This window comes from Bradyrhizobium sp. NAS96.2, from assembly GCF_001908235.1.
In the GTDB taxonomy this organism is placed as follows: domain Bacteria; phylum Pseudomonadota; class Alphaproteobacteria; order Rhizobiales; family Xanthobacteraceae; genus Bradyrhizobium.
The window spans coordinates 1-15075 of the sequence record NZ_LGHK01000143.1; the positions used below are offsets into that span (position 1 = coordinate 1).

Here is a 15075-nt window from a genome sequence, read left to right on the forward strand (position 1 = left end):
GTCAACGGCCCGGCCGTGACCTATTCGCTGACCGGCGACACCTCCGGCGGCGGCTTCACCATCAACGCGACCACGGGCGTCATCACCGTCGCCGACCCCACCAAGATCGATTACGAGACCAGCGGTTCCACCCACGCCTACACCGTGACGGCGACTGCCAGCGATGGCACGCTGACAAGCTCGCAGACCTTCACCATCGACGTCACCGATGTCGCGCCGTCGACCCCGGTCGACAGCGACGGCAGCGCGAACCGGGTCGCGGTCGGCGGTCCGGCAGGCAGCTATGTCCACCTGACAGCGTCCTCGATCGACGTGAACGGACCGCCGGTGACCTATTCGCTGGTCGGCGACACCTCCGGCGGCGGCTTCACCATCGATGCCACCACCGGCCAGGTCACGGTTGCCGATCCCAGCAAGATCGTCTTCAATCCCGCCAGCCCGTCCTTTGACGTCACGGTCGATTCAAGCGACGGGACGCTGCACAGCCAGCAGACCTTCACCATCCAGGTCGTCGTCGACCAGGCACCGGTCGTCACCGCCGGCCACACCCTGAATTACACCGAGAACCAGGCCGCGACCGCGATCGATTCGGCGATCATCGTGACCGACGCCGACGATGCCAATCTGGCGTCCGCCACGGTGCAGATCACCGGCGGCTACGTCAGCGGCGAGGACGTGCTCGGCTTCACCAACCAGAACGGCATCAGCGGCGCGTTCAACGCGGCGACCGGGACGTTGACGCTGACCGGCTCCTCCAGCGTCGCGAACTACCAGGCCGCGCTGGACTCGGTGACTTATTTCAACACCAGTGACAACCCGTCGGGCGCACCGCGCACCGTCACGATCACCGCCAATGACGGCACGCTCGACAGCACGCCGGTCACCGACACCATCAACGTCACGCCGGTCAACGACCCGCCCGTGGTCACCGCCGGCCACACGCTGAACTACACCGAAAACCAGGCCGCCACCGCGTTCGACCCGGCGATCACCGTGTCCGACGTCGACAACACCACGCTGGCCGGCGCCACGGTGCAGATCACCGGCAACTACGCCAACGGCCAGGACGTGCTCGGCTTCACCAACCAGAACGGCATCACCGGATCGTTCGACGCCGCGACCGGAACGCTGACGCTGTCCGGCACCTCCAGCGTCGCCAACTACCAGGCCGCGCTCGCCTCGGTGACCTATTTCAACACCAGCGACAACCCGTCGGGCCTGGCGCGCACCGTCACCATCATCGCCAATGACGGCGCGGCGAACTCCACCGCAGTCACCGACACCATCAACGTCACGCCGGTCAACGATCCGCCGGTCACGACCGCCGGCGGTACGCTGAGCTACATCGAGAACCAGGCCGCAACCGCGATCGACGCGTCGGTCAACGTGACCGACGTCGACAGCGCCAACATGGCCAGCGCGACGGTGCAGATCACCGGCAACTATGTCAGCGGCCAGGACATCCTCGGCTTCACCAACCAGAACGGCATCACCGGATCGTTCAATGCCGCGACCGGGACGCTGACCCTGACCGGCTCCTCCAGCGTCGCCAACTACAAGGCCGCGCTCGATTCCGTCACCTATTTCAACAACAGCGACAACCCGTCCGGGGCGGATCGCACCGTCAGCTTCACGGTCAATGACGGCTCGCTGAACAGCAATACCTCGACCTCCACCATCCATGTCACGCCGGTCAACGATGCGCCGGTGATCAGCTTCGGTGCCATCACCGGTTTCTCCGAGCCGCCGAACGGCACGCCGGCGGCGAATTCGACCCCGGTCACGATTACGCCGAATCTGACGATCACGGACGCCGAAGGCAACAACCTGACCGATGCGACCTTCGTGCTGAACGACCTGAAGCCGTCGGACGCGCTCTCGATCGCAGGGCATGCCGGCAGCAGCGGCGATATCGGCGGCATCCACTTCGATATCACCAGCACCGCCGGCACGGAAACCATCAGCTTCACCGGCACCGACACGCTTGCGCACTACAATGCGGCGCTGGACCTGATCCAGTTCAACAACACCAGCGAGAACCCCGACACCACCGCGCGTTCGTATAGCCTGACCGTGCACGATGACGGCGGCACCGCGAATGGCGGCAACAACACCGGGACGGCCTCGACGACGGGAAGCGTGACCGCGGTGGACGATGCGCCCACCGCGACGGTGCCGGCGGACAATTCGATCGGCACCGCGTTCTCGCACACCAATCTCGCGATATCAGGCCTGTCGGTCGCCGACGTCGATTCCGACCCCAGCACCGTCACTGCCACGATCTCGACGCTCCATGCGAATGTGAGCTTCGACACCACGGGCCTTGCTAGCTTCACCAACAACGGCAGCCACACCGTGACCCTCACGGGCACGATCGCACAGGTCAACACTGCGCTGGCAACGCTGACCTACAACAGCGACGACGGCTTCACCGGCACCGACACCGTCACGCTGAATGTCAGCGACAACGGCCACACCGGCACCGGCGGGCCGCTCTCGTCGGGCAATCAGACCTTCCATGTCGGCGTCGTGCCCCAGGTGTTCTACATCGACAACTCGGCCGCGGGCAGCCACAACCTCGGCACCCAGGCCGACCCATACACCTCGATCGCGGCCTTCAACGCGGCGAACCCGGCAGGCTCCGGCGACTACGTCGTGCTGGAGCACGGCACCGGCACCTACAGCGAAGCCACCGGCATCAATCTCGCCAACGGCGTCAACCTGATCGGCGGCAGCCACACCCTGCAGTTCACCAATCCGGTGACCGGCGCGACGGTCATCGCCAATGTCGGGTCCGGCACCGATCCGGTCATCCACGTGACCGGCGCCGACAACGGCATCGACCTGCTCGGCACGACGGGGCATACCATCACCGGTGTCAGCATCGACACCTCGGCCGGAACCGGCATCGGCATCAGCGACGACGGCAACAATGTCGGCACCGTCACGATGTCCGACATCACGATCAAGACCGCCAGCGGTACCGGCATGAGCTTCACCCACGGCGGCACCATCACGCTGACCGGCACCGCCAACTCCATCACGTCCACGACCGGAACCGCGCTCGATGTTGAGAACACCAACATCGGCTCGTCCAACCTTATCCTGAAGAGCATCACGTCGAGCGGCGGGTCCAACAACGGCATCATCCTCTCCAACACCGGCACCGCCGCCGGCAATGGCGGCCTGCACATCACCGGCGACGGCTCAACGGCGGGCAGCGGCGGCACGATCGCCAACAAGACCGGCGCTGACGGCAGCACCACGCAGGGCAGCGGCATCTTCCTGAACAACACCAAGGATGTTCAGATCTCCTACCTGGCGATGCACGACTTCCAGAACTACGGCATCGTTGGCACCAACGTCACCGGCTTCACGCTCGGCAACACCACGGTGACCGGCACCAACGGCGACAATGTCGGCGGCATCGGCGAAGGCGACGTCTACTTCACCGGCCTATCCGGCACGGCTTCGGTGACCAACTCGACCTTCACGGGCGCGGCGCTCGATGCGTTCCATGTCTTCAACAACTCCGGCCAGACGCTCAACCGCATCACCATTACCGGCTCGACTTTCGCGACCAATACGGCGGCGGGAAACCAGTCGGGCGATGCCCTGGTGTTTCAAGCCACCGACGGAACATTCAACGCGACGATCCAGAGCTCGACATTCACGTCGGCGCGCGGCGACCTGTTCCAGCTCGATCTGCATGGCGGCGTCAGCTCGGACCTCGTGCTGGGCGGCGCGAGTGCCGGTCTCGGCAACAGCTTCTCGAACAACAACCAGAACATCGTCTCGGGCGGCGGCGGCATCACCATCAGTTCCGGCGGAACCGGCGACCACGCCAACCTGACCTTCAACATTGCAAACAACACCATGCGCGATGCCGTCGGCACGGCGCTCGGCATCAGCACCGGATCGGGAGCAAGCTCGTTCACCGGCACGATCGATTCCAACACGATCGGCGTGGCCGGCGTCACCAACAGCGGCTCCTCCCAAGGCAGCGACATCGGCTTCATCACCGACGGCGGCGCCAATTCCAGCGTCACCATCACCAACAACCATCTGTATCAGTACAATAACGACGGCATCCAGGTGCAGACCGGCGACGCTGTGGACGGCGGCAACGCGCGATTGACCGCGATCGTCATGGGCAACACGGTGTCCAACCCCGGCACGTTCGGCAATCATGGCTTCGAGCTCAACGCGGGCACGGTAACGGGCGATGCGCAGAGTGTCTCTCTGACGATGGGCGGCACCGGCACCCAGGAAAATCAGTTCCTGGGTTCGGGCGCCAATGGCGGCACCGATATCCGGCTGCGCGATCGCTTCGACACCACGGTCGGCCTGCACGCCGGCGACGGTACGTCCTACAGCGGTGGCTCGACCGATACCGCCGCGATCTCGGCCTATGTGCTGTCGCATAACACCGTCACCACGGCACCCACGTTCAGCGTCACGGCGGGCAGCACCAACGGGTTCGGCGCATCGCCGATGCTCGCGGCGGACGGCGGCGTGCAGGCCGCTGTCGCGAACCCGGGCGAAACCCACCTGACGCAAAGCGAACTGAACTCGGTTGTGTCGGCGGCCATTGCGCAATGGGTGAAGGCAGGCGTCGATTCGGATCAACTCGCCGCGCTGCATGCCGTCACCTTCAGCGTCGCGGACCTCGGCGGCCAGATTGTCGGCCTGGAAAGCGCCGGCCACATTACGATCGATACCGATGCCGCAGGCCACGGCTGGTTCGTCGATCCGACACCGTCGGACAATTTCGAGTTCACGCACGCGCTCAATGCTTCCGGCTCCAGCCTGCAGACCGATCCGTCAACGGCAGCGGCGGGACACCTCGATCTGCTGACCGCCGTGGTCCATGAATTGGGACACGTGCTCGGGCTCCCCGACCTGACGTCGGCATCCGATGCCAACGACCTGATGTATATCGATCTGGCCGACGGCGAGCGGCGGCTGCCAACAGCTACGGATGTCGCTCAAGCCAACGTGGGATCGGTCAAGGCGATGCCCACGCAAAGCGACGCATCCTCAGGTCAGCAGGCGACCAACAACGGCGGCTTCGACTTCTCGTCGTTCACCCAGACGTCGTCGCAGACCAACACCAGCCATGTGGATCTGGCCGCGAACAACCAGACCCTGTCTGATTTGTTCAGCGGGCATTCCAATGTCGCCGCCCCTTGGTGGCTCGGCCACGAGACGACATTCGTCGCCATGGGCGGCACGCCGATCGACAATCATCTCCAGACCCACCACGATCTGGTGGTTTGATCGAACGTCGCGCCGACAAGGACACGCCAGCCGGAGCTATCCGGCGGGGCGTGCTCCATCCGGTCGGAGCGTATTCGGGTCGATAGCGGTGGCGACGTTCCGCGTCGGAATAACGACGCGGAAGATCGCGCGCCAAACAAAAAATTCACAAAGGCTCGACAATCGTTGAGGTTGCACTTGGTAGAAAACACGCTATCGTGCACACGTTCTCGACGCTGCATTCATTGTCTCGCATTTTTCACAAATCGTACGACTTATTCGCGGAGGACCGATGGCCGATCCGTTTCTTTCTGAAGTCCGCATGATGTCGTTCAACTTTCCGCCCAAGGGCTGGGCGTTCTGCAACGGCCAGTTGCTCCCGATCAATCAGAATCAGGCGCTGTTCTCGTTGCTGGGCACCACCTATGGCGGCGACGGGCGCGTCAATTTTGGTCTGCCGGACCTGCGGGGCCGGGTGCCGATCAGTATGGGCAATGGCTACACGCTCGGCCAACGCGGTGGCGAGGAGGCCCACACGCTCACCATCAACGAGATGGCGCAGCATAATCATCTGGCCAACGCCACCAACAGCAACGGTACCCAGCCGATCGATTCGGGCGCCTATCTCGGCGCCTTCAACAACGGCTACACCTCGTCGCTGGCCGACATCACGACGCTCAATCCCCTGACCGTGGGCAATGTCGGCGGCAGCCAGCCCCATCAGAACATGCAGCCGTTCATGACGATCAATTTCAGCATTGCCCTCCAGGGCATTTTCCCCTCGCAGACCTGACGAGACGCGCCGATGGCACAACCTTATGTAGGTGAAATCCGTATGTTCGGCGGCAATTTTGCCCCGGCGGGCTGGAATTTCTGTGACGGCAGCCAGTTGGCAATTTCCGAGTACGAAACGCTGTACAATCTGATCGGCACCACCTATGGCGGCGACGGCCAGGTGACCTTCGCAGTCCCCGATCTGCGTGGCCGGGTGCCAATTCATATGGGCACTGCCAGCAGTGGCACGACCTATAACATCGGGGAAGCGGGCGGCGTCGAGACCGTGACGCTCACGACACAGACGATCCCGCAGCATTCGCACGGCTTCATCGCCTCGAAACAGACCAGCACCGGGCAGAACCCGCAAGGAAACGTTCTTGACCAGACGTCCGGCACAATCGCCCTGTACATCGACGGCCAGCCGCCCGATGGCCCGATGGCAAGCGGAATGCTGATGAATGCGGGCGGAAGCCAGCCGCACAACAATTTGCAGCCGCTCCTTTGCGTCACCTTCATCATTTCGCTGTTCGGCATTTTCCCGAGCCAGACCTAGGAGCGCGACAACATGGCCGATCCCTTCGTCGCGGAGATCCGCATCTTTCCGTTCAATTTCGCCCCCAAGGGCTGGGCCTTCTGCGCCGGTCAGATCTTGCCGCTCTCGCAGAATACGGCGCTGTTCTCGCTGCTCGGTACCACCTATGGCGGTGACGGCAAGTCGAACTTCGCGCTGCCCAACATGCAGGGCAACGCGCCACTGGCACCTGGACAGGGGCCCGGGCTATCGCTGTATGATCTCGGAGAGACCACCGGCACGACCTCGGTGACGCTGCTGCAAAGCGAGATACCGGTTCACAACCATCTCGTGAACGTCGGCACGCAGGACGTTGCCGACATCCAGGTGCCCAGCCCGAGCCGCATCCTGGGCAAGTCGGCCAACGCCTTCGCCTATGTACCCGCAAGCCCGGCGCCGACCCTGATTCAGATGAACGCCGCCATGATCGGCATGACGGGCGGTAACCTGCCGCACAACAACATGCAGCCTTACCTCACCTTGAATTTCTGCATCGCGCTTCAGGGCGTGTATCCGCCACGGAGCTGAGATCGCCTTGACCCTCCACGTTCCCGCCACTGGCACGCCCGCGTTCGGTTGGGCGCGTGCGGCCGAAGTCGGTTGCGGCTTCCGCCGGATGTCGGAGGCGGATCTGCCGTTCCTCGGCCGGGTCTATGCCGCGACGCGCGCCGAGGAGCTGGCGCCGGTGCCGTGGAGCGAGGCGGACAAGGCGGCCTTTCTCGAACAGCAATTCCGCGCCCAGCACGCGCATTACCAGCGGTACTATCCCAACGCCGATTGGCTGGTAGTCGCGCGCGCGGATGGAGATATTGGCCGCTTCTACATCGAGCGCTGGCCGAGCCAGCACCGCATCATCGACATCGCCTTCATGCCGGCGCATCGCGGCAAGGGCTACGGCGAGGCGTTGCTGCGCGATGCCATGGACGAGGCCGACGCGGCCGGCAAGGACGTCTCGATCCATGTCGAGAAGCTCAACCCGGCGATGCGGCTCTACCACCGGCTCGGCTTCGTCACCGAGGAAGACAAGGGCGTCTACGATCTGATGCGCTGGCGTGCAGGCCGAGAAACCGAGCGTCAGGTGAAGATCGCCTGATAGCCGTTGCCGTCGCCGAGCGGACCGATCGGCACCAGGAAGATCTCGATCACGCCGAGCGCGGGATGCCGCACCGGATAGATCGCCTGCGGCAGCCATGCGCCCTTCGGCCCCACGAACAGCAGAGAGAACGCACCACCCGGCCGGCCGCTGTTGCCCGCGGGCTCGACCTTGGCGAGCCTCAGCACCACGACGCGATCGGCCGCCTGCATCTCGAACTCTGCGTCCTGCTGCGGTTTGAAGTCATCAATATGCAGTTTCGCGAGATCGACGGTGGATGACATGCGCACGTCCTTGTTGCTGTCGACCTGTAACACACGTCACGACGATGCGGTCAAGGTTTCTGCCGCACGCCCACTCTCGCCGTCATTCCCTGTGCCCACTGTCCCCAGAGGGGGGCAAGTAAACGCAAGACTCGGACAGATCATCTCGCGAGAATGTGGATGTATGACTCAAGCGAGCGCCACATATTCGATGTCGTCCCGGGCAAGCGCAGCGCGGCCCGGAACCCATTGGCCAGCGCCGGGGCCGCAGCTCACTTCGACACCACAACCCTGTGGTTATGGATCCCTGCTTTCGCAGGGACGACAACGGAATAGGCGGTGCGATCGTGCCAACCACCCGCAGCAGCCCTGATGACGGCCCCGCTTTCCTCCGCTAACCTCCCCCCAAACGACCGCCGGCAAGGCGGAGCATTTTGAGGGAGAGGCGCGTGCATCGAGGCCGTGTCGTATTCGGCGCCATGGACGAGGTCGTGTTCGGACGGCCCGCCCGTGAGGCCATCGTCGAGCAACTGGACCGGTTAGGCGCACAGCGCGCCTTCCTGATGGTATCGGGCACGCTGAACCGCGAGACCGATGAGATCGAGAAAATCCGCGAGGCGCTCGGGTCCCGCTGCGTCGGCACCTTCGACAAGATGCCGGCGCATACGCCGCGCGCCGCGGTCATCGCGGCAACCGAACAGGCGCGCGATGCGAAGGCCGACCTGATCGTCACCGTCGGCGGCGGCTCGATCACCGACGGCGCCAAGGCGGTGCAGCTCTGCCTCGCCAACAATGTCACGACATCCGACGGCATCGACGCGATCCGCACTCGCGGCGGCGTCTCGCCGGAGATGAATCCGCCGGCCGTGCGCCAGATCAGCGTGCCGACCACGATCGCGGGCGGCGAGTTCTCGTCGATCGCGGGTGTCACCAACGAGGCCAAGCGGCAGAAGGAGATGCTGCGCCATCCGCTGGTGATGCCGCGCGCCACCATCCTCGATCCGGAATTGTCAGTGCACACGCCGGACTGGCTGTTCCTGTCGACCGGCATCCGCGCGGTCGATCATTGCGTCGAGGGCATCTGCTCGCGCGAGGCGCATCCTTACGGCGACGCGCAGGCGATCAAGGGGCTCGAGATGCTGGCGGCCGGCCTGCCGCGGGTGAAGGCCAATCCGACGGACATTTCGGCACGGATGGATTGCCAGATCGGCACCTGGCTCTCGACCGGCCCGCTCGCCTCGGGCGTGCCGATGGGCGCGAGCCACGGTATCGGCTACGTGCTCGGCGCCGAATTCGACGTGCCGCACGGCTACACCTCATGCGTGATGCTGCCGGCGGTGATGCGCTGGAACAAGCGCGACAATGCCGACCGGCAGGCGCTGGTTGCGGCCGCGATGGGCCATCCGGGCGCGGACGCCGGCGACGTGCTCGACCGCTTCATCCGCGACCTCGGCATGCCGCGCAGCCTGCAAGAGGTGCAGGTCGGTCCCGAACATTTCGACCGCATCGCAGCGGGAGCGATGCGCACGCCCTGGGTGCCGCGCAATCCGCGCAAGATCGACGGCCCGTCCCAGGTCCGCGAGATTCTGGTGATGGCCACCTAGAACAAGCGCCTAGAACAAAAACGAGTCGCGAGTGAGGGGGAAATAAAGCTCAATGTACACCGGCAAGCATGCTTACCTGCGCCCGCTGCAACCCGCCTTCATCATGGCCGGGACCGGCGAGACCGTCACCTATCGCGAGCTCGAGGCGCGCAACAACCGTCTCGCACATCTGTTCCGCAAGCAGGGCCTGCGGCGCCTCGACCACTATTCGATCTTCATGGAGAACAACAACCGCTACCTCGAGGCCTGCGGTGCCGGCGAGCGCGCAGGACTCTATTACACCTGCGTCAACTCCTACCTCACCGCCGGTGAGCTCGCCTACATCCTGACCAACAGCCAGTCGCGGATCCTGATCACCTCGAAGCTGAAGCTCGACATCGCGCGCGAGGCGCTGAAGGCGTGCCCACAGGTCGAGCTGTGCATCGTGGTCGACGGCGACAGTGAAAGTGATCGCATCGTCGGCTTGCCGCAGGCCACCGCGGGCCTGCCGTCGACGCCGATCGCAGACGAATATGCCGGCACCGCGATGCTCTATTCGTCCGGCACCACCGGCCGGCCCAAGGGCATCGTGCGGCCGTTGCCGGAACAGCCACCATCGGAAAACCTGCCGCTGTTCGATTTCCTGACCAAGCTCTGGCACTACCGCGAGGGCATGGTCTATCTGTCGCCGGCGCCGCTCTATCACTCGGCGCCGCAGGCCGCGGTCAATCTCACCATCCGGATGGGCGGCACCGTCGTCATCATGGAGAGCTTCGATCCCGAGCGTTATCTCCAGCTGGTCGAGAAATGGGGCATCACCCACAGCCAGCTGGTGCCGACAATGTTCTCGCGCCTGCTGAAGCTGCCCGAGGAGGTGCGCACCCGCTACGACCTGTCGACGCTCGAGATCGCGATCCACGCCGCAGCGCCCTGCCCGGCGCTGGTCAAGGACGACATGATCAAATGGTGGGGCCCGATCATCCACGAATATTACGGCGCGACCGAGGGCCTCGGCTTCACCGCCTGCAACAGCGAGGAATGGCTCGCGCATCGCGGCACCGTCGGCAGGGTCTTGCTCGGCGACCTGCATATCCTCGACGAGAACATGCAGCCTTGTCCGAAGGGAACGCCGGGCACGGTGTGGTTCAAGACCGCGACGCCGTTCGAATATTTCAACGATCCGGCCAAGACCAGCGAGGCGCGCTCGGCGGACGGCAGCATGAGCACGGTCGGCGACGTCGGCTATGTCGACGACGACAACTTCCTCTATCTCACCGATCGCGCCACCTTCATGATCATCTCCGGCGGCGTGAACATCTACCCGCAGGAATGCGAGAACCTCCTGATCACCCATCCCAAGGTCGCCGATGCCGCCGTGTTCGGCGTGCCCAATATCGATCTCGGCGAGGAGGTGAAGGCAGTGGTGCAGCCGGCCGACGGCATCGCGCCGGGGCCGGAGCTGGCCGAGGAGCTGATCGCCTTCTGCGCAGGCTCGCTGTCGCGCCAGAAGGTACCGCGCTCGGTGGATTTCGAGGCCGAGCTGCCGCGGCTGCCGACCGGAAAACTCTACAAGCGCCTGCTGCGCGACCGCTATTGGGGCAACAAGACCTCGCGGATCGTCTGAGCCAAGCGATGCGGCTGACGGCGCTGACACGGTCGGGCAAGCGCCGCAGCGCAACGGACTCGCCCATCGCGCGGATTTGGCGTTATGCTCTGCGATCGCAAGCCAGCTTCGCCGGAGGCCGCCATGCCGTCGCCCCAGCCGCGCGAGCCGGAGCCGGCAGAGGCCGGCAGGCTCGAATTCACTGCCGCCGAGATCGGCGCGCTCGCCCACCTCTATCGCGGCGAGGTCTACCGCAGCACGGTCTGGCGCACCCGCCTCGACAGCTCGACCAACTGGGCTGTTGTCACCACCGGGATCGCGCTGTCGGCGACCTACAGCAACGCGGAGGCCTCGCCTCTGCCGATGGTGCTGGTCGGCCTGCTGGTCACGGTCTTCCTGCTGTTCGAGGCGCGGCGCTACCGCTACTTCAACGTCTGGCGCGCCCGTGCCCGGCTGCTCGAAACCGATTTCTACGCGCCGATGATCCGCGGCGAGGAACCATCGCCAAATGCGGCCTGGACCGAGCTGCTGGCCAACGATTATCGCCGCCCCAGCTACCACATCAGCTTTGCCCGCGCGGTCGGCCGGCGGCTGCGCCGGACCTATGGCTGGATCTTCGCAATCCAGGCCATCGCCTATTACGGCAAGCTGGCGATCCATCCGCTGCCGTTGACCACGATGAGCGACATCTGGGACCGCGCCTCGATCGGGCCGATTCCGGGGGTCATCGTGGTCCTGGCCGGCGTCGCCTTCCATTCGAGCTGGGCGCTGTTCGCCCTCGTCACGCGGCGCATCGAGGTCGCCGACCGGCGCACGCGGCACAATCTGATCGCAATGGGGTGAGGTGCTGCAGGTCGCGTTGCCGGTGGCGGGCTTTTCCCCTAACCTCGCTTCAACAAGAAAAATCAGGGAGGACCTGCCGATGGAAGTGATCCCACTGCGCGAGGGATTCGGAGCCGAACTGCGCGGCGTCACGCTGTCAGATGTTGCCGGCAGCGATGGCGCCTATGCGGCGGTGCGCGCGGCCTTCGAGGAGCACTCGGTGCTGGTGTTCCGCGACCAGGAGGTCAGCGACGACATCCAGCTCGCCTTCTCGCGCCGCTTCGGTCCGCCTGAGGTGACAAAAGTCGGCTCGATGGGCACCGGCTCGCATTTCGTGATCCTCTCGACCTTCGGACCCGACGGCAAGGTGGTTCCATCAGACCATCGGCAGCAGCTGCGCGCCAAGGCCAACCAACTCTGGCACACCGATTCCTCCTTCAAGCGCGTGCCGGCGCTGACCTCGATCCTGTCGGCGCGCATCATCCCCGAACATGGCGGCGAGACCGAATTCGTCTCGATGCGACTTGCGTTCGAGCGGCTCGACAAGGATGTGGCGAAGCGGCTCGAAAACTCCTTCGCCTGGCATTCCTACGCGCATTCGCGCAGCAAGGTGGCCGCCGGCCTCGCAACAACGGAGGAAACCGACGCGCTGCCGCCGGTGTGCTGGCGCATGGTCTGGCGCAATCCCGTCAACGGCCGCGGCGCGCTGTATCTCGCCTCGCATGCCTATGGCGTCGAGGGCATGGATGCCGATGCCGGCAAGGCGCTGATCGAGCAATTGACGGACGCTGCGACCGCGCCCGGCGTCAGCTATCTGCACCAATGGAAGCAGGGCGACGTCGTGATGTGGGACAACCGCGCCACCATGCATCGCGGCCGCCCCTGGCCGGCGCATGAGGGCCGCCTGATGATCCGCACCACGATCTCGGCGACCGAGGCCGACGGCATCGCGAGCGTCAGCCCGCCCTCATCGCAAGCGGCGGAGTGAGGTGTGCAGTTGTGTCGTACCGTCATCCTGAGGAGCGCGGAACGCGCGTCTCGAAGGATGCACGGCCACTGACCGGGCCGTACATCCTTCGAGGCTCGCTCCGCTCGCACCTCAGGATGACGGAAGAAGATTCATCGGCGACAAACTGTCGCTGATTGCGGGATGCTTCGCGCCACACGCATCGGCGTTAGCAATCGAAATCGAAATCGAAATCGAAGGGAGATTCGTCACTGCATAGCAAAACAACCGGAGAGTTCCCCGCAATCACTGCCAATCTTCCCGGTCCGTGGAAATTTTAATGTCCTGGCGTCATCCGAATTGCCAATCCCCGCGCGACCCGTGCAGGTTGCCCGACAGCCTCACCGTGGTATCGTCGATGCCAATCGGCCATTGAGACCGAAATTCGTGGAGGGGACTATGCGGAGCGTGCAAGCGCTGGCCGTCGCGGTGTTGTCTGTGCTGACCATCAGCGACGTTTCACGCGCAGCCGAGCCGAAATCGGGCGGCATCTTCAGGATCTATCACCGCGACAGCCCCGGCAGCGCCTCGATCCACGAGGGCGCGACCTATTCGGTGAACATTCCGTTCATGCCGATCTTCAACAATCTCGTCATCTTCGATCAGCACATCGCCCAGAACAGCGCCAGCACGATCCGGCCCGAGCTTGCGGAAAGCTGGGCCTGGAGCGGCGACAACAAGACGCTGACCTTCAAGCTGCGCAAGGACGTAAAATGGCATGACGGCAAGCCGTTCACCGCGGCCGACGTCAAATGCACCTTCGACATGCTGATGGGCAAGTCGCAGCAGAAGTTCCGGCAGAATCCGCGCAAATCCTGGTACGACCAGGTCGATGAGGTCACGACCAACGGCGACTATGAGGCATCGTTCAAGCTGAAGCGGCCGCAGCCCGCGCTGTTGTCGCTGCTCGCCTCGGGCTATTCGCCGGTCTATCCCTGCCACGTCTCGCCCGCGGAAATGCGCACCAAGCCTGTTGGCACCGGCCCCTTCAAGTTCGTCGAGTTCAAGGCCAACGAATCGATCAAGCTCACCAAGAACCCTGATTACTTCAAGAAGGGCCTGCCCTATCTCGACGGCATCGAGTTCACCATCATCCCGAACCGCTCGACCGCGATCCTGGGCTTCGTCTCGGGCAAGTTCGACATGACGTTCCCCACCGAGGTCTCGATCCCGCTGCTCAAGGACGTCAAGTCGCAGGACCCGACAGCGGTCTGTGTGGTGGAACCGAACAACGTCTCGACCAACATCATCATCAATTCGACCGCCCCGCCGTTCAACAATCTCGACATCCGCCGCGCGCTGGCGCTGGCGCTCGATCGCAAGGCATTCATCCAGATCATGTTCGAGGGCCAGGGCGACATCGGCGGCACCATGGAGCCCGCGCCCGACGGCCTGTGGGCGATGCCCAAGGACATGCTGGAATCCATTCCCGGCTATGGTCCCGACGTCGAGAAGAACCGCGAGGAAGCCCGCAAGCTGATGCAGAAGGCGGGCTATGGTCCGGACAAGCATCTGCAGATCAAGGTGTCGACCCGCAACATCGCGGTCTACCGCGATCCCGCGATCATCCTGATCGACCAGATCAAGAGCATCTACATCGACGCCGAACTCGACGTGGTCGACACCGCGCAGTGGTTTCCGAAGATCGCCCGCAAGGACTATTCGCTCGGCCTCAACCTCACCGGCAACGCCGTCGACGAGCCCGATCAGTCATTCTACGAGAACTACGCCTGCGGCTCGGAGCGGAACTACACCAACTATTGCAACAAGGACATCGAGAAGCTGTTCGACCAGCAATCTGAGGAGACCAACCTCGACAAGCGCAAGAAGCTGGTCTGGGAGATCGACAAGAAGCTGCAGGAAGACGTCGCGCGGCCGATCATCTTCCACGCCCGCACCGGCACCTGCTGGAAGCCTTATGTGAAGAATGTCACGATCATGTCCAACAGCTCCTATAACGGCTATCGCTACGAAGACGTCTGGCTGGATAAATAGGCAGGTACAGATCTGATGAGAGCTGGTTTGCCCAGGACTTCACCTCTCCCATCGGGAGAGGTCGCGCCGAAGGCGCGGGTGAGGGGTCACGCCCTATCGTGGG

General features: G+C 64.1%; 11 protein-coding genes. 10 read left to right on the top strand and 1 reads right to left on the bottom strand.

Features of this window, described 5'->3' with window-relative positions:
* Positions 1 to 15: 15 nt before the first annotated feature.
* The 5 genes from AC628_RS44265 (at position 16) to AC628_RS27740 (ending at position 7700) form a co-directional block, all read left to right on the top strand.
* Positions 16 to 5280, top strand: coding sequence for a beta strand repeat-containing protein (locus AC628_RS44265; RefSeq protein ID WP_210190269.1), 5265 nt, complete (start codon positions 16 to 18; stop codon positions 5278 to 5280).
* Positions 5281 to 5551: 271 nt separating this feature from the next.
* Positions 5552 to 6052, top strand: coding sequence for a phage tail protein (locus tag AC628_RS27725; protein ID WP_074129966.1), 501 nt, complete (start codon positions 5552 to 5554; stop codon positions 6050 to 6052).
* Between the two features lie 12 nt (positions 6053 to 6064).
* Positions 6065 to 6589: a phage tail protein gene (locus AC628_RS27730; RefSeq protein ID WP_074129967.1), complete on the top strand. Its 525-nt coding sequence runs from the start codon at positions 6065 to 6067 to the stop codon at positions 6587 to 6589.
* 12 nt (positions 6590 to 6601) lie between these two features.
* Entirely contained in the window at positions 6602 to 7135 is a 534-nt protein-coding gene (locus tag AC628_RS27735) for a phage tail protein (protein WP_074129968.1), read from the top strand.
* 7 nt (positions 7136 to 7142) lie between these two features.
* Complete coding sequence (locus AC628_RS27740; RefSeq protein WP_245321349.1) at positions 7143 to 7700, top strand: GNAT family N-acetyltransferase; 558 nt, start codon at positions 7143 to 7145, stop codon at positions 7698 to 7700.
* On the opposite strand, the gene AC628_RS27745 is transcribed toward AC628_RS27740, so the two are convergent.
* Positions 7682 to 7984 carry a DUF6916 family protein gene (locus AC628_RS27745; protein WP_245321350.1) on the bottom strand — a complete coding sequence of 101 codons (303 nt, stop codon included), beginning with the start codon at positions 7982 to 7984 and terminating at the stop codon, positions 7682 to 7684. The two genes, AC628_RS27740 and AC628_RS27745, sit on opposite strands and share 19 nt — an antisense overlap.
* Positions 7985 to 8412: 428 nt before the next feature.
* Here AC628_RS27745 and AC628_RS27750 point away from each other — a divergent pair, with 428 nt between their 5' ends.
* From AC628_RS27750 to AC628_RS27770, 5 genes are all read left to right on the top strand, one after another.
* Positions 8413 to 9567, top strand: a complete 1155-nt coding sequence (locus tag AC628_RS27750) for an iron-containing alcohol dehydrogenase (RefSeq protein WP_074129970.1) — start codon at positions 8413 to 8415, stop codon at positions 9565 to 9567.
* 52 nt (positions 9568 to 9619) lie between these two features.
* Positions 9620 to 11170 (top strand): AMP-binding protein, encoded by a 1551-nt coding sequence (locus AC628_RS27755; RefSeq protein ID WP_074129971.1) that lies wholly within the window; start codon positions 9620 to 9622, stop codon positions 11168 to 11170.
* Between the two features lie 84 nt (positions 11171 to 11254).
* On the top strand, positions 11255 to 11992 hold the full coding sequence (locus tag AC628_RS27760) for a DUF2270 domain-containing protein (RefSeq protein ID WP_074129972.1): 738 nt from the start codon (positions 11255 to 11257) through the stop codon (positions 11990 to 11992).
* Between the two features lie 79 nt (positions 11993 to 12071).
* Complete coding sequence (locus tag AC628_RS27765; protein WP_074129973.1) at positions 12072 to 12959, top strand: TauD/TfdA dioxygenase family protein; 888 nt, start codon at positions 12072 to 12074, stop codon at positions 12957 to 12959.
* 417 nt (positions 12960 to 13376) lie between these two features.
* Positions 13377 to 14972 (top strand): ABC transporter substrate-binding protein, encoded by a 1596-nt coding sequence (locus AC628_RS27770; RefSeq protein WP_074129974.1) that lies wholly within the window; start codon positions 13377 to 13379, stop codon positions 14970 to 14972.
* Positions 14973 to 15075 lie beyond the last annotated feature (103 nt).

What these genes read in the sequence shown, in the direction of transcription:
- AC628_RS27730 (WP_074129967.1), top strand. Translation starts at nt 6,065, where the DNA reads ATGGCACAACCTTATGTAGGTGAAATCCGTATGTTCGGCGGCAATTTT.
- AC628_RS27770 (WP_074129974.1), top strand. Translation starts at nt 13,377, where the DNA reads ATGCGGAGCGTGCAAGCGCTGGCCGTCGCGGTGTTGTCTGTGCTGACC.
- AC628_RS27735 (WP_074129968.1), top strand. Translation starts at nt 6,602, where the DNA reads ATGGCCGATCCCTTCGTCGCGGAGATCCGCATCTTTCCGTTCAATTTC.
- AC628_RS27745 (WP_245321350.1), bottom strand. Translation starts at nt 7,984, where the DNA reads ATGTCATCCACCGTCGATCTCGCGAAACTGCATATTGATGACTTCAAA.
- AC628_RS27760 (WP_074129972.1), top strand. Translation starts at nt 11,255, where the DNA reads ATGCTCTGCGATCGCAAGCCAGCTTCGCCGGAGGCCGCCATGCCGTCG.
- AC628_RS27725 (WP_074129966.1), top strand. Translation starts at nt 5,552, where the DNA reads ATGGCCGATCCGTTTCTTTCTGAAGTCCGCATGATGTCGTTCAACTTT.
- AC628_RS27765 (WP_074129973.1), top strand. Translation starts at nt 12,072, where the DNA reads ATGGAAGTGATCCCACTGCGCGAGGGATTCGGAGCCGAACTGCGCGGC.
- AC628_RS27755 (WP_074129971.1), top strand. Translation starts at nt 9,620, where the DNA reads ATGTACACCGGCAAGCATGCTTACCTGCGCCCGCTGCAACCCGCCTTC.